The 17,465-nt window shown below is 44.8% G+C and carries 19 protein-coding genes and 2 tRNA genes; 13 read left to right on the plus strand and 8 right to left on the minus strand.

The window, feature by feature from the left end; all coding sequences use genetic code 11:
- The first annotated feature begins 103 nt into the window (after positions 1 to 103).
- The 5 genes from BWI97_RS06995 (at position 104) to BWI97_RS07015 (ending at position 4,355) form a co-directional block, all read left to right on the plus strand.
- The gene (locus BWI97_RS06995) at positions 104 to 874 is read left to right on the plus strand and encodes an alpha/beta fold hydrolase (RefSeq protein ID WP_102200495.1); all 771 of its coding nucleotides are present in this window, start codon (positions 104 to 106) and stop codon (positions 872 to 874) included.
- A 22-nt stretch (positions 875 to 896) separates the two neighbouring features.
- On the plus strand, positions 897 to 1,616 hold the full coding sequence (locus BWI97_RS07000; RefSeq protein WP_102200496.1) for an SAM-dependent methyltransferase: 720 nt from the start codon (positions 897 to 899) through the stop codon (positions 1,614 to 1,616).
- A 208-nt stretch (positions 1,617 to 1,824) separates the two neighbouring features.
- A complete protein-coding gene (locus BWI97_RS07005; protein ID WP_094810988.1) occupies positions 1,825 to 2,481 on the plus strand; it encodes an MBL fold metallo-hydrolase in 657 nt (218 codons plus the stop codon).
- 18 nt (positions 2,482 to 2,499) lie between these two features.
- On the plus strand, positions 2,500 to 3,198 hold the full coding sequence (pssA, locus tag BWI97_RS07010) for a CDP-diacylglycerol--serine O-phosphatidyltransferase (RefSeq protein ID WP_094810986.1): 699 nt from the start codon (positions 2,500 to 2,502) through the stop codon (positions 3,196 to 3,198).
- A gap of 155 nt (positions 3,199 to 3,353) precedes the next feature.
- Positions 3,354 to 4,355 (plus strand): 3-oxoacyl-ACP synthase III family protein, encoded by a 1,002-nt coding sequence (locus BWI97_RS07015; protein WP_094810984.1) that lies wholly within the window; start codon positions 3,354 to 3,356, stop codon positions 4,353 to 4,355.
- A gap of 172 nt (positions 4,356 to 4,527) precedes the next feature.
- On the opposite strand, the gene BWI97_RS07020 is transcribed toward BWI97_RS07015, so the two are convergent.
- Positions 4,528 to 4,884 (minus strand): CoA-binding protein, encoded by a 357-nt coding sequence (locus BWI97_RS07020; protein ID WP_094810982.1) that lies wholly within the window; start codon positions 4,882 to 4,884, stop codon positions 4,528 to 4,530.
- 208 nt (positions 4,885 to 5,092) lie between these two features.
- On the opposite strand from BWI97_RS07020, the gene BWI97_RS07025 reads away from it, so the two are divergent.
- Entirely contained in the window at positions 5,093 to 5,671 is a 579-nt protein-coding gene (locus tag BWI97_RS07025; RefSeq protein WP_094810980.1) for an NUMOD4 domain-containing protein, read from the plus strand.
- A gap of 166 nt (positions 5,672 to 5,837) precedes the next feature.
- Here BWI97_RS07025 and BWI97_RS07030 read toward each other — a convergent pair whose 3' ends face one another.
- On the minus strand, positions 5,838 to 6,134 hold the full coding sequence (locus tag BWI97_RS07030) for an iron-sulfur cluster assembly accessory protein (protein ID WP_094810978.1): 297 nt from the start codon (positions 6,132 to 6,134) through the stop codon (positions 5,838 to 5,840).
- Positions 6,135 to 6,280: 146 nt separating this feature from the next.
- Here BWI97_RS07030 and BWI97_RS07035 point away from each other — a divergent pair, with 146 nt between their 5' ends.
- The gene (locus tag BWI97_RS07035; RefSeq protein WP_102200497.1) at positions 6,281 to 6,808 is read left to right on the plus strand and encodes a hypothetical protein; all 528 of its coding nucleotides are present in this window, start codon (positions 6,281 to 6,283) and stop codon (positions 6,806 to 6,808) included.
- Between the two features lie 94 nt (positions 6,809 to 6,902).
- Here the strand turns inward: BWI97_RS07035 and metF are convergent, their stop codons facing one another.
- Entirely contained in the window at positions 6,903 to 7,856 is a 954-nt protein-coding gene (gene metF / locus BWI97_RS07040; protein WP_102200498.1) for a methylenetetrahydrofolate reductase [NAD(P)H], read from the minus strand.
- 388 nt (positions 7,857 to 8,244) lie between these two features.
- Between metF and hflX the strand changes: the two genes are divergently transcribed.
- Both hflX and BWI97_RS07050 read left to right on the plus strand, forming a co-directional pair.
- Positions 8,245 to 9,447, plus strand: a complete 1,203-nt coding sequence (gene hflX / locus BWI97_RS07045) for a GTPase HflX (RefSeq protein WP_094810972.1) — start codon at positions 8,245 to 8,247, stop codon at positions 9,445 to 9,447.
- A 63-nt stretch (positions 9,448 to 9,510) separates the two neighbouring features.
- A tRNA-Arg gene (locus BWI97_RS07050) sits at positions 9,511 to 9,582 on the plus strand.
- Between the two features lie 289 nt (positions 9,583 to 9,871).
- On the opposite strand, the gene BWI97_RS07055 is transcribed toward BWI97_RS07050, so the two are convergent.
- The 4 genes from BWI97_RS07055 to BWI97_RS07070 all read right to left on the minus strand — a co-directional run bounded on the left by BWI97_RS07055 (position 9,872) and on the right by BWI97_RS07070 (position 12,826).
- A complete protein-coding gene (locus BWI97_RS07055) occupies positions 9,872 to 10,495 on the minus strand; it encodes a hypothetical protein (RefSeq protein ID WP_102200499.1) in 624 nt (207 codons plus the stop codon).
- A gap of 26 nt (positions 10,496 to 10,521) precedes the next feature.
- On the minus strand, positions 10,522 to 11,223 hold the full coding sequence (locus BWI97_RS07060; protein WP_102200500.1) for a hypothetical protein: 702 nt from the start codon (positions 11,221 to 11,223) through the stop codon (positions 10,522 to 10,524).
- Positions 11,207 to 12,220 (minus strand): DUF4062 domain-containing protein, encoded by a 1,014-nt coding sequence (locus tag BWI97_RS07065; protein WP_102200501.1) that lies wholly within the window; start codon positions 12,218 to 12,220, stop codon positions 11,207 to 11,209. The genes BWI97_RS07060 and BWI97_RS07065 overlap by 17 nt, the downstream gene beginning before the upstream one ends.
- A 273-nt stretch (positions 12,221 to 12,493) precedes the next feature.
- Positions 12,494 to 12,826 (minus strand): hypothetical protein, encoded by a 333-nt coding sequence (locus tag BWI97_RS07070; protein ID WP_102200502.1) that lies wholly within the window; start codon positions 12,824 to 12,826, stop codon positions 12,494 to 12,496.
- Positions 12,827 to 13,384: 558 nt separating this feature from the next.
- On the opposite strand from BWI97_RS07070, the gene BWI97_RS07075 reads away from it, so the two are divergent.
- The gene (locus BWI97_RS07075; protein ID WP_102200503.1) at positions 13,385 to 14,224 is read left to right on the plus strand and encodes a PAS domain S-box protein; all 840 of its coding nucleotides are present in this window, start codon (positions 13,385 to 13,387) and stop codon (positions 14,222 to 14,224) included.
- A 43-nt stretch (positions 14,225 to 14,267) separates the two neighbouring features.
- On the opposite strand, the gene BWI97_RS27610 is transcribed toward BWI97_RS07075, so the two are convergent.
- Entirely contained in the window at positions 14,268 to 14,435 is a 168-nt protein-coding gene (locus tag BWI97_RS27610) for a hypothetical protein (RefSeq protein ID WP_158242705.1), read from the minus strand.
- 154 nt (positions 14,436 to 14,589) lie between these two features.
- Here BWI97_RS27610 and BWI97_RS07080 point away from each other — a divergent pair, with 154 nt between their 5' ends.
- The 3 genes from BWI97_RS07080 to BWI97_RS07090 all read left to right on the plus strand — a co-directional run bounded on the left by BWI97_RS07080 (position 14,590) and on the right by BWI97_RS07090 (position 17,431).
- Positions 14,590 to 15,780, plus strand: a complete 1,191-nt coding sequence (locus BWI97_RS07080) for a sorbosone dehydrogenase family protein (protein WP_102200504.1) — start codon at positions 14,590 to 14,592, stop codon at positions 15,778 to 15,780.
- Positions 15,781 to 15,847: 67 nt separating this feature from the next.
- Positions 15,848 to 15,920 (plus strand) — tRNA-Thr (locus tag BWI97_RS07085).
- Positions 15,921 to 16,246: 326 nt separating this feature from the next.
- A complete protein-coding gene (locus tag BWI97_RS07090) occupies positions 16,247 to 17,431 on the plus strand; it encodes a site-specific integrase (protein WP_158242706.1) in 1,185 nt (394 codons plus the stop codon).
- Positions 17,432 to 17,465 lie beyond the last annotated feature (34 nt).

Genomic DNA, 17,465 nt, shown 5'->3' on the forward strand with positions numbered 1-17,465 from the left:
AAGTTTACGAAGGATTGACGTCGGGTGGATAACTTTGTCCGCAAAAGTTGTATAGCTAACCCGGAATGATGACGTTAAATTCCGGAAAAGACCATAGTTGCTTATGAAATTATTTTTTCGGCAAGCGGGCGAAAGCGGCCCGGCCATCGTGATTTTACACGGCGTATTTGGCTCGGCCGACAACTGGCTGACCGTAGGCAAGCAGATTGCTGAAAAAGGCTTTCGGGTATTCATGCTCGATCAACGCAATCACGGCCGCTCTCCCTGGAGTGATGACTTTGGCTACCAGGAAATGGCGGAAGATTTGCACGAATTCATTCAGGATCAGCAACTCACCGATCCTCTACTGATTGGCCATTCCATGGGCGGAAAAACGGTTATGCAGTTTGCTCTGAACTATCCGGAGCTATTGGATAAGATGGTGGTGGTTGATATTGCTCCGCGGTTTTATCCCGTCCACCATACGGGGATTCTGAAGGGAATGAACCTGATGCCTTTGGCTACCCTCAAAAACCGTCAGGACGCCGAAACCTTTTTCACCCAGTACGAAGACCACCCGGGTACCCGGGCTTTTGTCCTTAAAAACCTGGCCCGTGCCGATGAAGGAGGTTTTACCTGGCGACTGAACCTGCCCGTTATCACGCGGGAAATTGAAACCGTGGGTAGTGAACTCAGTGGCATTCATCCCGTATCGAAACCAGTTCTGTTTGTTCGTGGAGAACTTTCTTCGTACATCACCGAAGAGGATGAAAAAGAAATTTTCCGCATTTTTCCGCAAGCTCGCGTGGAGACCATCGCCGGAGCCAGTCATTGGGTACAGGCCGATCAGCCAGAAGCTTTTATTGAAGCGGTCATGAACTTTGTGAAGGAATAGGCTTCACCGGAATTATAACGAAATGAATACCCAAGGATCCGGCTCTAGGGCCACTCTGTTTCTGATTCCCACCGTGCTGGCTCCGGGTACGGCTGATGCTGTATTGAGTCCGCAAATCCGTGAAGTCATTCTTCGTACGGACGTTTTCTTCGCGGAAAATCTGCGTACCGCCCGGCGGTTTATTTCAGAATTAAAAACGGGCAGGAAAATTGAAGACCTTACCTTCTTCGAGCTACACAAGGACACGCCCGTGCAGGAAACCCGCCAACAACTGCGGCAATGCCCGGGCAAAGACATCGGTGTATTGTCCGAGGCGGGTTGCCCGGGCATTGCCGATCCCGGAGCGGTGGCGGTACGTCTGGCTCATGAATCGGGATTGCGGGTGGCTCCGCTGGTAGGGCCTTCTTCCATTCTGCTCACGCTGATGGGATCGGGTTTTAACGGACAGTCTTTTGCGTTTCACGGGTACCTGCCCATTGACAAGGGCGAACGGGCCAAACGGGTGCGTGAGCTGGAAAAAGATGCCCGTAGCGGACAGACCCAACTTTTTATGGAAACACCGTATCGGAACGGAGCTTTGCTCGACGAGCTTTTACGCAGCTGCCAGCCGCAAACGCTCCTGTGCATCGGTTCGAACCTAACGGCGGAAGACGAGTTTATTCAAACCCAAACCATTCAATACTGGCGGGAGCATAAGCCCGATTTGCACAAAAAACCGACGATGTTTGCTTTGGGAAATTAGGGTGGTGGTTAGAGTTTAAGGTTTGATTGGGTTTGAGGTTTAAGAAGGTGGTCCAGGGGTTGTACCCCTGGTTACTGACGTTGAACCCCTTCAGGGTTTGAAGCAATAGGTTAAACCTTTCTTACGCAACCCTTAAACCTTTCAAACGTACTCCAATTACATTCAAACCTCCTCAAACACATTATTCCTTCAAACGAATTCATAGAAAATGCTATACTTACAAGTGTTTACCTTCAATGGCTTTCAGGAAAATACGTACGTTCTCTGGGATGATACGAAGGAAGCCGTCATTATTGATCCCGGCTGCTCGGATCGTCAGGAACGGGAAGAGTTAACTGAATTTATTTCCGACGAAGGCCTGAAGGTAGTCAAATTGCTCAACACGCACGCCCACGTCGATCATGTGCTGGGGAATGCGTTTGTGAAGCGAACGTACGGCGTTCCGTACTACCTGCATCCGCTTGATGTACCGGTTTTAAAATCTGTAGCAGTCCGGGCTCCCTCCTACCGCATTTTTGATTACGAAGAAGCCGAACCCGATGCCTGGCTCGAAGAAGGCGTACCCGTAACTTTTGGTGATACAACACTGGAAGTTCTCCACGTACCGGGACACGCTCCGGGGCACGTAGCGTTCATCAATCGCGAATCGAATCTATGTATCAGCGGTGATGTACTTTTCCACGGTAGTATTGGACGCTGGGATTTTCCGGGCTGCAATTTCGACGACCTTATTTCCAGTATTAAACATAAACTGTTTACGCTGGACGATGAAATGGAGGTATTCCCCGGTCACGGCCCCGCTACCACAATCGGACGCGAACGCCTGGAAAACCCCTACGTAGGTCAGAACGGACAGTACGCTTAACCCGCTAATTTTTCTCGTATGCTCAAGCACCTTCCCAATGCCATGACCTGCTGTAACCTGCTTTGCGGCTGTGTAGGCATTGTTGCGGCTTTCAACAACGATCTGCTACTTTCTTCGTACCTGATCGTCATTGCCGGTATATTCGATTTCTTCGATGGCTTTGTAGCCCGCCTGGTGAAGGCCAGTTCGGCCATTGGCAAGGAACTCGATTCGCTGGCCGACATGGTCACGTTCGGCGTACTGCCTTCCATCATTATTTATCACCTGATACTGGATAGTGTTCCCGATCTACCCAGTATCTGGAAGTGTTACTTTGCTTTCGTGATTGCCGTGTTCTCGGCACTGCGGCTGGCAAAATTCAACATCGATGAACGGCAGACCTCGGGTTTCATTGGCCTGCCGACGCCCGCCAATGCCTTTCTCATTGCTTCCATTCCGGTCATTCTGCGGCAACACGAAGACTGGGCTCCGTATATCCTGAATGCCAATTATCTGATTGTTTTCAGCTTTCTGATGTCTTTTTTACTGGTGATGGAAGTGCCCTTGTTTGCCCTGAAGTTCAAAGGCTTCGGCTGGAAAGGCAACGAAATCAAGTATCTCTTTATCGGCATTTCGGCGGTACTGGTGATTCTGTTGAATTTTGCCGCCATGCCTCCCATCATTGCCCTGTACATTCTCTTGTCACTGATTAATAACCGATTAAATCCCGTTTCCTAAGACAATAGCGTCCGTTTCGGAATCACTGGGAGAAAAATCTGCCAAAGCTCGGACCGGATGTTCGGGCTTTGGCATTTTTGCAATCCCCAGTTCCGTGAAAAATTAATTACATTTTTCAACAACAAAATCCTAATTTACGGCCTTACTTTTTTTGTATGCCTTACGCTCAGATTACCGGATTAGGCTTTTACGTGCCCGAAAACGTTGTTACCAACCAGGACCTGGAACAACGTTTTGAAACCTCAGATGCCTGGATTGTGGAACGTACCGGCATTCGTCAACGTCGCTACTTTACTCCCGGAAAAGATACCAATGCCAGCATGGCTGCCCAGGCCGCCCGCCAGGCCCTGGAGCGTGCCGCCGTGGCTGCAACGGACGTAGACTTTATTATCTACGCAACCATTACTCCCGATTACTATTTTCCGGGACCGGGTTTTGCCATGCAACGCGAGTTGGGGATGACGGGCGTAGGCGTGCTCGACATCCGGGATCAGTGCTCGGGTTTTGTGTACGCACTGTCCGTAGCCGATCAGTACATTCGCTCGGGTATGTACCGTACCATTCTGATTGTAGGCTCTGAAATTCAGTCTTCTTTCCTGAATCCAACGACCGAAGGCCGGAGTGTAGCCGTCATTTTTGGTGATGGTGCCGGTGCTGCGGTCGTTCAGGCCACGGAAGATGCCGAACACCGAATTCTTTCTACGCATCTCCACGCCGATGGTACCTTTGCCGAAGAGTTAATGGTCAAAGGTCCGGGGAGCAGTAGAGAAGGTCGGTGGTACGATTCGGCGATGAAAAATCCGTCCGAAATGGAAGTGTACATGCAGGGCAATACGGTATTCAAACATGCGGTGGTACGCTTTCCTGAAGTAATCCTTGAAAGTCTGAAAGCCAATCATTTACAACCTGAAAATATCGATTTGCTGGTACCCCATCAGGCCAACCTACGTATCTCTGAGTACGTTCGTCAGAATCTGGGTTTGCCCGAAGACCGCGTCTTTAACAATATCCAGAAATACGGAAATACGACCGCCGCTTCCATACCCATTGCCCTGACGGAAGCCTGGGAATCCGGACGTGTGAAACCAGGACAGCTGATCTGCCTGGCGGCCTTTGGAAGTGGCTTTACCTGGGGTGCTGCCCTGATTCGCTGGTGAGTACAAACCTTCGGGTAGGAAGAGTAGTTTACAGCTTTAATATGCCTAACTTCTTTTTAGAATTTAAGCAAAGTTTTAAAAAAGTTACCCCCTAAATTTTACCGTATCATCTTTTTTTTTACATTTATTTTAAATTTTACCCCAAAACTTTTATATCAATACTTTCCAATGATCAATACTGCCCCGTACCCAGCATTACGAGCGTACAGGCCTGCAGAGCTATTACGCCCTGCTCCTCCGCCATTTTCTCAAATTCGGAATTTTCTGTACCTGGGTTAAAGATAATCCTCCTGGGTTTCAGGCTGAGCATATAGTCATAGAGTTCAGGCTGCCGGGTAGGATTAATGTACAACGTGATGGTATCAATATCCTCAAGTTCGGGTTTTCCGTGCAGAATAGGGTATCCAGCTACTGCTCCGTTCTCTTTACCTAGTAGGACAATTTCGTGTCCGTAGCTCAGCAGTCGATTGGCTGCTAGATACGCGTATCTTCCGGGATGAGTCGATGCTCCTACGATTAAAGTTTTCATTAAAATTTTAATTTTATTAACATTTGGTATGAAAGAAAAATCCGAATTTTTTTCTACATTCGGCTTTGGTTTTGCAGAGATGCGTAAAAAAACTTTACCATCTACTCTGTTTTAAACTCTTCTTTCACCGCCCGCCCGGAACCTAATATCAAGTCTTAAGTCTGAGTTAACCCGTCAACCGTACTTGCCGGAAGTTAATTAATTAACCATGAGCGAGAAGAAATCAAGTAGTTTTTGGAATGAAAAGTGGATTGAAATCCCTTTTGAGGGTGTTGAAAATCCCCCCCGTTACGAAGTATCGAATTATGGAAGGCTTCGTAGCTTTCAGAATGATCCCGAAGGTGACATCATCAAGGGATCGATCATTCAGGGTTACCGTTCCCTGAATATCCGGATACGAGGAGGTAAGGTGATCAACCGTTACCTGCATCGATTGGTTGCTGATTTTTTTGTGAATCGGCCTTCTGCTGATCATAAATTTATTATCCACCAGGATCACGACAAGCTGAATAACCATTGGGAAAACCTGAAATGGGTGACGCGGGACGAAATGACCGAACACCACCGGACGAACCCCCAGGAGAAACCTCGCCCCAAACGAACTAAAAATTATAAGCTTACCGAGAGTAAAGTAATCATGATCAAGAAGATGCTGAAAAGCGACAAAAATCGTCTGAAAATGATCGCTAAACAATTCGGCATTACGCATACCCAGCTCAACCGGATTCGTTCGGGTGAAAACTGGGGTCACGTAAAGGTGGAAGACGAAGTTGAAGGCGTAAAGTAGTCTTTACCCTTTTCTATTTAAAAGCCCGGCCAGTCATTTGGCCGGGCTTTGAGGGTTTACAAGTACAAGAGGTCAAACCTTTCCTGAGTGTTTCCGGCTGATAAGTCGACCAGCTCTCCAGTACTCTTTATCCGTCAGGATTTTCCTGTCATTAGCACCGAAAGAATTACGCTTTCGGTTGAAAGACGAATCCCTCCCCCTCGGCGTCAAAATCAATGGTTAGTCCGATTACATACATGAGGTGCCGCCGATCGACGTACACGGGAATATCGGCTACGGTAAACTGATCGTCGTGGTCCGTTCTCGTATCAAATCCCAGCAAAAACGAAGCTCCGCAGGCAGCCCCCTTCAGTCCTACCCGCAGCCCATAAAATTCAGGTAGTTTTTTGTCTTCAATAATGGCCCGTATCTGCTCCTGTGCCGACTGCGTAAATGAAATGGGAACAATTTCCTGCGTGATCATTGGCTAAAAATGCGGTGATTCGCCGCTCAATTATCTACTTTTGAACGTTAATATACGTGTTCTTTCGACTCTTTTTGTTCCGAAAGCCCGGTAAAGTATCCTCGTAACCCTAAAATTTGTACTTTAATTCACTACGTTCTTTTTCTATGCAAACGCTTTTTAGTGATCTGCTTAAAGTAGTCTTACCCGCTGCCCTGGTTTTATACGCGTTTTATTTATCGATAAAAGCTTTCCTGAACAAACAGCTGATCGAACAACAACAGGATGCTAAACTGGAGTCGCTGAAAGTGGTACTACCGTTGCGACTACAGGCGTACGAACGACTTTGCTTATTTCTCGAACGGATCAGTCCCAGCAATTTACTCATTCGGAACGCGGGTCAGGCCTTTAGCTCTCTGGATCTGCAACAGTTACTGGTCGCCGAAATACGACAGGAGTTCCAGCATAATGCCGCTCAGCAGTTGTACATCCGCCCGGAAAGCTGGGAACGCATTCGACTGACGACGCAGGAACTTACCGCACTCGTCAACCGGGCGGCTTCCGAAATAGCCCCGGATGCTCCAGCCCTTGATTTGGCTCGTAAGATCAGCGAACTCTCCAATGGTCGTCCAACCGAAGTCTGGCAGGAAACTCTGGCTCTGATCAAAACGGAAGCACAGAGCATTTGGTCCTAGTCTGTCCTTTACCAAAAGCAGCGTATCTACGTCCTTTACGGGTCAGATACGCTGCTTTATTTTTATCCGAATGCTCCTCAATCGATTCAGTCGTTTAGAACACCGCCCGGGCGATTCGCTGTACGGAGTCCGATTTACCCATGGTGTAGAAGTGCAGAACGGGCACACCGAAGTCCAGCAATTCCTTGCACTGCTGAATACCGAACTCAATTCCTACTTCGCGTACTTCCTTGTCCGACTTACAGGCTTCTACGGCATGTACCAGCTCTTCCGGGAAATCCAGGTGGAAAATGCGGGGCAGTACCGTCAGTTGCTTCTTGGTTGAAATGGGTTTCAGGCCCGGAATGATGGGTACCATAATGCCCTCTTTCCGGCAACGCTTCACGAAATCAAAGTATTTCTGGTTATCGAAAAACATCTGCGTTACGATGTACTCCGCTCCCAGTTCCACTTTTTTCTTCAGGTACCGCAGATCATTACTATGATTCGGAGCTTCGAAGTGCTTTTCCGGATACCCCGCCACACCAATGCAGAAGTTCGTCGGCTGAGCCTCCGTTTCTTCGTGCAGCAGACGTCCGTGGTTCATGTCTACCACCTGCTCTACCAGTTCCGTCGCATAGGCGTGGCCGCCTTCTTTCGGCTTGAATACCCCCGCCGACTTCTCCGGATCGCCGCGTAGAACAAGTACGTTATTGATCCCCAGGTAATGCAGGTCGTAAAGGAAATCTTCCGTCTCGTCTTTGGTAAAGCCGCCACAAATGACGTGGGGCACGGCGTCTACCTTAAACCGCTCCATGAGCTTGGCACACACGCCCACCGTGCCGGGCCGCCGCCGGACGGGTACTTTCTGAATCAATCCGCTGGGATGGCGTTTTTCGATGAGTTCTTCCCGGTGATAGGTTACGTCCACGAAAGGTGGCTTAAATTCCATCAGGGGTTCAATCGTATCAAACAATTCAGTGACACTCTGGCCTTTAAGAGGGGGAATGATTTCAAGGGAAAAAAGAGCTTTTCCGTTCGCTTGCTGGATGTATTCGGTAACTTTCATGTAAAAGCAATGATCAGTCGGGCAAAGTACGTAAAAAGATTAGGCTTTAACAGGCATCCGTTCGCATTTCTCAGGACCGGGAACCAGCATCGTACGCCAATCACTGGTTCCTTGGCTTATTTTCATTAATTTTGCCTGAGTATGAACTGAGTAATCGATTTCTCGTGTTACTCTACTGAACAACCTTATATATCATTCTGTTCCATCGTGATTTTAGCTGCAACGTATCATCTTTTTGTCGACTAGGGACGTCCTATTTCTTTCTTTTTATCATTCCGTAGAAAGCTGGTTTAGCCTCACGTACGCGGTGAGTCCGGAGTAGGAAGGTACACCTTTTTATTCTTCCTATGCTAGTCCCCACTTTCTACACTAAGACCCAAGTATAGTTTTGTTTAGCACTGAAAAAGACATAGAAACGGCGGTATTGATCGCCCTGGTTACGCCTAAACAAACCGAAGATCAGACCCGTGAATATCTGGCTGAGCTGGAATTCCTGGCTGAAACGGCGGGCGTGAAGACGGTTAAAACGTTTGTCCAACGCCTCGAACGCCCCGACCTGAATTTGTTTTTAGGCAAAGGCCGCTTTGAGGACGTGATGGCTTACGTCATTGACCAGGGTATTGATCTGATTATTTGTGATGATGATCTGACGGGCCGCCAGATCCGTAACATGGAAACGGCTTTCCAGGAACGGAACAAGGAAGTCAAGATCATCGACCGGAGTTTGCTGATTCTGAACATTTTTGCCATGCGTGCCCAGTCCGTTCAGGCCCGTACGCAGGTAGAGCTGGCTCAGCAACAGTACGTATTGCCCCGACTAACCCGGATGTGGACCCACTTATCGCGGCAACGCGGGGGTGTGGGGATGCGGGGTCCCGGGGAGAAAGAGCTGGAAACGGATAAGCGGATTGCAAACGACCGGATTGCCTTTCTGAAGGACAAACTGGCCCGTATCGACCGTCAGGCCGTCACCCAACGCAAGAACCGTGAGCAGATGGTACGCGTAGCCCTGGTGGGTTACACGAACGTCGGGAAATCGACGTTGATGCGGCGACTGGCCAAGGCCGAAGTGTTTGCTGAAAACAAACTCTTCGCTACGGTAGATTCGACGGTACGGAAAGTAACGATTGAGACCATTCCCTTCCTGCTGACGGATACGGTAGGATTCATCCGTAAACTGCCTACCATGCTCATCGAGTCCTTTAAATCGACGCTGGATGAGGTACGGGAAGCGGATGTACTGCTGCACGTCGTGGACGTATCGCATCCCGGACACGAAGAGCAGATTCAGGTGGTAAACCAGATTCTGGCCGAAATTGGAGCCGGTGATAAACCAATGATTCTGGTCTTCAACAAGATTGACCTGTATCAGCCCAGTCCGGAAATGGAATTCGAGGCTCAGGAGGGTAACTTCTCTCCGATCGATTTTCTGAAGAATACGTATCTGGACACGGAAAAGCCGAAAGCCATCTTTATCTCGGCGGAAAAGAAAGAGAATATTGACGAACTGCGTCAGGCTCTGCTGGATCTGGTGAAAGCCAAGCACTTCCAGATTTTCCCGAACTGGCTGGAGGAATCAAATTCCTACTAAAAAGGCAAGGGTATTGGTTTTTGCGAAGATTCCTTAGATTTTTGCAGGAATCAATATCCTTTTGGCACCGTAGTTCAATGGATAGAATAGGCGTTTCCTAAACGCTAGATGCGGGTTCGATTCCCGCCGGAGCCACTATATGAAAATAATCTACTGATTATCAGTAGATTATTTTTTTGTGGTCACGAAAATAGTCACGATTTTTAAAAAGCTCTGTTTGCTTACCGTTGTTGGTGTTTAGCGTAGCGTCACCAACAATAGTAGGCTTGACATTATCTACGCTTGGCTCTCGTCATTACTAGTTATCCTAACGTCTCTTATATCTTCATTCGAAAGAAGATTCTCTTGTCTTCCTAAATTTACAAGCTTTCGCTGCATTAGATGGATTTTAGGTACTAAGATCATTATTGTTGGTGACGCTACGCTAAACACCAACAACGGCGGGAAAATTACCAGACACATTATTTACACCTTTAACAGAATTGTTATTACCAATTATCATAACTGAATTAGTAATATTGTTAAAGGAATTTCCTTCAATTGCTGAACCACCTTTACTGTTTCTTTTTCTTCCTACAAAATCTTCCATTCTTAAGGCCATATTTTCAATATCCACTAAACTTACAGCGGTATCTCTAGTTTCATTATACAACCGTTCTATGGGCCGAAAATAAATAGATTCGTAATCTTTATTATCATAATCTTGGTGCCATACTTGCCCAATATCTCTATTAAGTTTTTCAGCAGTTTGTCCAATCGTATAAAGCCTCTTACAATTATGTATTTCTACGCATATCTCTAATCCGTCTATTATATCGCGAAGCTCCTGTTCTACCGTATCGAAAAACTTAATGGCATGAGTAAAAATATATTTAACGTTATAAGGAACTTCTTTTTTCCAAAAATCAGTAACAGCTATTTCAGAAATGTTTTTTCTAAGATCATTATTAAATCTAACTATATAATTAAATTCATATTTTAAATCTTTTAAAATGTCTTCGAAAGATTGATGAGAATAATTTGACATCCCGGCAAAAGTAGATTTCATTATTGCTTAAATTATTTAGACAAAATCTAATCAATATCTAACTTATTTAACATCATATATTCTCTACATGACTTCTGGAATTCTATAGTTAAAAAGTATAGTTTTTTTAGTTTATCAGGAAAATCTTTATTGTAATTATTTAAAGCTACCTGTCGCATCTTTATTTTCTCCTCAAGAGAATATTTATCTTCGCTATTAATTGTTTTAATCATGTATAAGAGTTCACTACATTGAGGAACTATATCTCTAGTCATAATATTTTTCAAATCAAAAAACATTTTATTTATATTTTCATTGTCTATATATAGATTAAGCTTACTTTGATAATTAGAAAAATTCAAAAACGTTTCTCTGACCTTTATAATAGTTTTGTCTATTTCACTATTACTACTTAAATCATTAATATATCCAACTATATTAATTGACAGATCTCTAATCTCGTAGAGTCTATCATTGGCTTCGACTATCACTTTCCTTTCTTCTGCAGCTAATCCAATATATATATTTGAGATTACATTAAGTTTTGTTTTTAATTTATCATTTTCATTAATAAAGGTTTTTTTTACATCTTCAACTAAAAAAGTAATTTCAGAGATATCTTCTTTTGTAGCTAAGTTTTCTCCTTTCTTATTAAAATAATTTGGCAAATATTTCGTCAAAATAAAACCAAAACTGATAATACCGAAAATAGAAAAACCCTCAATTAAATAACTAACTATATTTCCCATGTGATTTTATAATTTTCTTTCTAATAGCTTTAAAAGCCATTTTACCTTCTTCAGTTATCGTCCAGTAATCATTTTTATCTTTCAAAGTTCTTCTTTTTACAGACAATTTAATTAAATCAATAACCACTAAATCAGATAATATATTTTTTACTACATTAATGGGTATAGGAAAACTACTTACTAACTTTCGATTTGTATTTGATTTAATTATTCTAGCTATGTAAGATGCAGCTTCTTGAGTTGTAATTTCAGACATTAATGCAGGAGCTAAAATATTAAATAATTGCAAAAAATTATAATCATCGACTTCTTCCCATGCTATTGAGTCATCGTATCTAAAGCCAATTGCTACTTTATGATTTTCCAAAGTATTAACTATTGAATCTTTAGACTCCGAGTTAAGGAAATTTAATTGAATTTCCTTTTTTTCATTAAGTTCTCTTAATAACGCATTTTCTTTACTTAATCTAGCTAGTTCTTTTAACACATCAGGGGAAGCAGCTTGATCTGCTTTAATCCATCCCACTCTTGGGTTATCTATAAAATGTTTCATTAATGAAATAGAGACTTTAGCATATAAATCCTCTTTATTTATCCAAAAATTAACTAACTTGTTTTTTATTTTCTCCTTAAATTTTTTGAGTTTATCTATCTTAATAGAATCAGATTCGCTATAAATACTTGGCCAACTAGAAGAATCATTTATTATGAATCCTAAAGTAGGAATGCCTATTGATGAAGCATAATCATATTCCTTTTCTGTATAGCTAATTCCATCATGCATTGAACCGTACTTATGAGCAGAAATAACTATATAATAGTCACAATCATCGATTTGCTTTTGAATAATTTTCCATTGCTCATCATTTCCAGCACTGAACATTTCCATTCCTACAGGAATATGGCCAATTTCCAATATTGCCTTTATGACTAATTCTCGTTCAGGTTTCAAATCTTCAAACGTAGAACTGACAAATATTTGATACTTAACTTTCATTTATTAGTTCGTCTTATAACAACAAATATATTTTTATCAACCATATTTTGATACCAAGTCAGATACTTTATTATAATCACTAGCATAACTTATTAATATTCAAACACCTATACATTCCCGCCGGAGCCACCACCTATGATAAAAGCCCTGTTTTTCAGGGCTTTTATCGTTTTAAGTCGCAATACAGGTCTCAGATTCGTAATACCATTCCATACCTCTGTTCTTAACAGTGCCTTAACCCCAAAAACGCAGGTAGATCAGGTACCCCACCTATCAATTATCCTCCACCCTACTCCCCTGCCGAGGTAGCTGTTTAAGAACGATATCCAGCATCACTCTTCTGTTTTCTTCGTGGGCTCGTTCTCCTACCTCTTCATTGTATACCGATAATGCTTTGGAGACTTTATACACTTTTACCAGGTTATACAGGCCGCTTAATTTTTTGCCGTTTTCGAACAGGGTGATGGTTTCTCCTTCCACAAACTGAGGCGGATTTCGGGTGTAATACGCATCGATTAATTTGCCCTGGGGAGTTATACTGTCTGGCGTCACCAGCCATACTTTTACTTCGGTAATTACCTCTTCAATATAAACTGGAATTGCCATGTGCGTGGACATTGTTTAAGAATCAATGTACGATATACGTATAAATAAGGAATTTCCCATATTCCTTTTCCCTTGCCACCCCTTTTTTGCTTCGGTATCCTTATCCTTTCGTAGCGGCTACCTAGTTCTTTTCTTGGTCATTGTAAGTGTTAAGTCGAAAGGCATTTCTCCTTTCAGGTATACCGTCTGGCTTTTATTGAATTGCGGTCATTCCTACCTAACCCTGATGTCATTAAGCGTGAATCAAATCTGGACTCCTAGAGTTTATAGCGTCACTCGACTTCCGGCCTGGGCGAACTCATTCATCCAGCATTAATAAGCGGTATGTGAGGATCGACGCTGTTCCTGCTACGTTGCGTACCCACCAGAGCGGGCGGGCGGCTCTGGACCTTGTTTCTACACTTCCATCCCCCTTTGCCAAACAATCCCCCCAAGATTGAGCATCCCGAAACCCGCTTTTTTAGTACTATTACTCCATAGACAAAAAAGATTTTCGTCCCTATTTCTTGCGTGGCTCCCTACCTATTATCTTCCGTGTGCTAGAAGCAACAATTCAATATGAGTAGTGACCCATCTTTTCCATCACGTAAAAGTCGCTTTTCCGATTTAGAACGTCTTTCGTTCGCCCTGCAAGCCGCTCAGGTGGGCACCTGGGATATGGACCTAGAACGAAAACAAGTCTGGTGGGATGAGCGATGCCGGGAGTTATACGGTTTTGTCCGGGAAGTAGAAGTTCCCTATGCGATCGTGTTGGAGTATATTCACCCGGACGATCAAACCCGCGTCGATCAGGCCATCGCCTGGGCCTTAAATCCGAAGTCGCTGGGTGATTACGACATTGAATTCAGAACCATTGGCGGCGAAGATTACAAGTTACGCTGGGTACATGCCAAAGGACAGGCGTTCTTTGATGAGCACGGCAATGCCTACCGTTTTTCGGGCATTATTCAGGACATTACCTCACTGGTACTGGCCCGGCAGGAACTGGAATCCAACCGACGCCACTGGAGTACCATCGTGGAAAATTCTCCGGCTCCCACGGCGGTCCTGGCGGGCCGGGAACTGACCATTGAGACCATCAATAAATCCATGCTTCAGATCCTGGGCAAAGAGGCTTCGGTTATAGGTCAGCCCCTACTCGAGGCCGTACCCGAATTTACGGATCAGCCCTTCATGGCGATTCTTCAGGATGTTTTCCGCACGGGAAACGCCTATCACACTTCCGAAGGTAATGTATACATTAAGGTCGGTGATCGCTTGCAGGAATTCTGGTTTAGCTATTCGTACACGCCCTTATTTAACCAGAAAGGCCGGGTAGTTAGCATTGTCTGTACGGCGATTGACATCACAGCCCTGATCGAAATCCGTCGACAGATCACAACGCAACAACCCGGCTGAGCATACCGGTTCTACCCTGACTGACGATTTTAGCTTTACCAATTTACTTATTACGCCGTTCCAAAATTTCCTGCAGGAGAGCTTCGGTTAGGGGTTGGCCCTGTTTTCTGATTTCTTCCAGTTCCTGAGCAGTGAGTTGTTCGTGAGCCCTTTGCTGTAGGTCACGCGTTTCATCCGGATTGGTTTGCGACTGATTTGGGGTAGCTGCCATAGCGTTAACGTTAGATGGTGATCAAACCTTAGGGCTAAAAAATTCGGCCAGCGGGAAAGAACGCCCGGGTGACTTATTGCGGGAAATGGGCTGCCGTTTCCGGGGCTGGTATTTTTATTTTAGACCATGAAGTATACTTAATGATTCCTACCCTATGCTTCGATCTTTTCTTGTACTAGGACTCAGCCTGACCTTGAGCTGCGGGTACGTAGCCTGTCAGTCGCCCGAGCAGACGCAGGCTGAAAAGCCCCTTGCCGTACAACTGCAACTCCTTTCCGATCAGTTGGATTTGCCCACGGCCTTTGCCGTACCCGGTGACGGATCGGGGCGTTTGTTCGTAACCGAACAAGTCGGACGTATACGCATCATCGATCAAAATAAACTCGTCGCCCAGCCTTTTCTGGATCTTACTAAGGTGGTCATCAAAAACAACGGCTACGATGAACGCGGCCTGCTGGGACTGGCTTTTCACCCGCAGTACGTCAAGAATGGCAAGTTTTACGTGTACTACAGTGCCAGATCGCAGGGCGGCGGCAATCACAAAAGTGTGATTCAGGAATTTACGGTATCGGGTAACAAAAACGCAGCCGATCCGCAAACTGGGAAGCTGGTGCTGGAATTCAGCGAGCCGGAATCGAACCACAATGGCGGCGATTTAAAATTTGGTCCGGACGGATTCCTGTACATCGCCGTGGGTGACGGCGGCGGAGCGAATGACCGCCACGGCGAGCACGGCAACGGTCAGAACATGAATACGCTGCTGGGTAAGATTCTGCGGATTGATGTTAATAAAGCTCCTTACGCCATTCCTGCGGACAATCCGTTCAAAGCTCAGGCGGGGGCACGACCCGAGATTTACGCGTATGGCCTGCGGAACCCCTGGCGGATTAGCTTCGACAAGAGCAATGGTAGGCTTTTCGCTGGTGACGTCGGACAAAATCAGTACGAGGAAGTAGACCTCATCACGAAAGGCGGCAACTACGGCTGGCGGGTGCGTGAGGGGTATCATCCCTTTAACGAGAAAGACCCCGATCCCAAAAATCACATCGATCCGATTACGGAATATCCGCACAGCGAAGGCATCAGCATCACGGGCGGTTTCGTCTACCGGGGCAAGGCCATTTCGGCTCTACAGGGCAAATACATCTTCGCCGACTGGTCGGGCCCAATCTGGTATCTGACGGAATCGAAGGGCAAAACCTGGCCCCGGGGCGTGGTACAGCCACGTAGTCGTCCGGCGAACTGGCAGGTGTATAGTTTCGGTGAGGATGAGCAAGGTGAACTCTACATACTGGGGGTAAATACGGAGAATAACCGGGGCTTTCTGTACAAATTTCAACCATAAATCAAGAAAATATTGGCACAGGGCTTGACAAGGGCCTTTTTTAAACCCTATCTTTGTGCCACCAAACGCCTCCTTAGCTCAGTTGGTAGAGCGACGCATTCGTAATGCGTAGGTCGCAAGTTCAAGTCTTGTAGGGGGCTCTTAGCATTGATTGTTATCCTACTTACCGCTGAGAAATCAGCGGTTTTTTTTTGCCCTAGCTTTTTTCAATTCTAAGGGCACTTTCAAAACCCTACTTTTCAGCAACTTATTTGAGGGTACATTTCTAGGTACGAAATCTGAATTGAGGTACACTAGACCAGGCAAGGGATACTCCCAGAGGCACAAATTATTGTCAGAGGTACACCTATATTTTCCTTACCAATTCACAGCGTATCGTGCGGTTCAAGAATTGACTTTTTTGAATAGTCAAATTTCATTTTTAACCAATCTATACGGCCATGCCTAAAAAAGAATGCTACTTAGTGTGAATTTCAAGCTCCGACTGAAAGCTGAAACCGATCGGAACCGCCCTGTAAAAATCTATACTCGTATCCGGATCGATGGTCAAGTTGCCACAGATTTCACCACTGGGGTGACGGTGCTACCCGAAAAGTGGGACTCAAAGGCTCAAAAGATAAAAGGCTCATCCCGGGAAGTACAACAGGATAATTCTACTTTAGAAAACATACGTACGGACATTAAAGAGATCTTTAATAGTTTACGCCTACTAGGTCAACCCTGTACGGCTAATATCGTCAGGTTGAAATATTTAAAGGGAAACGAAGCCGTACCTACGCTCCTGATAACGTACCAGCGTTTCCTTGATAATTTAGAGGAAAAACAAGGCACTGATAAGGGCTTAGAGGACAAGACAATTGATAAATGGTATAGTTATAAAAAGCATCTGCAAGGTTACGTTGAAAATGAGCTTAAAAGGAAAGATATCGCGTTAATTGAGTTCACTCCCTATCTTTCTGATAAGTACTTCAATTACCTGATGACAAAGAAAAAGCACGGCAATGATCACGCAGTTAAGAACATGCAAAATTTAAGCCGGGTGTTTGACTTTGCAAAGAGTAAATCCTGGACCACCGAAAATCCGATCGCAAAGCTTGAATTAAAGCAAAACCCACCAAAGCCAATCGTTTATTTAGATGAATCCCAGCTAGATAAATTAAGCAACCGTAAATTTAACGGCGTTCTTAGTGAAGTCGTGGATTGTTTTTTATTCCAGTGCTACACCGGCATGGCATATGCAGAACTGAATCAATTTAATCAGGATAAGCACTTGAAGGATTTTAGAGGCGAACCCATTATTAGAATTTTCCGATACAAGCAACGAAAGAAAAACCCGGAAGCCTGCCTAATTCCTCTTTTGCCGGAGGCAGAAGCACTGTTAAAAAAATATGATGGCGTTTTGCCTGTACCTGATATTCACGTATACAATAGGCATTTACACGTTTTAGAGCCTATTGTGGCTGCTGAATTTGCCATAACCAGTCACGTTGGGAGAAAGACGGCTGGTATGTATCTTCTTAATAATGACGTACCAATTGAAAGTGTTAGCCGAATTTTAGGACATAGTTCTATTTCTACTACTCAGAGACATTATGCCAAAGTGCTTGAGAAGAGAATTTTAAAGGACACGGCTCACTTAAGAAAAAGATAGCAAATAGATCCTCAATAAATTGAGGATCTATTAA

The organism is Siphonobacter sp. BAB-5405, from assembly GCF_002872335.1.
Taxonomy (GTDB): Bacteria; Bacteroidota; Bacteroidia; order Cytophagales; family Spirosomataceae; genus Siphonobacter.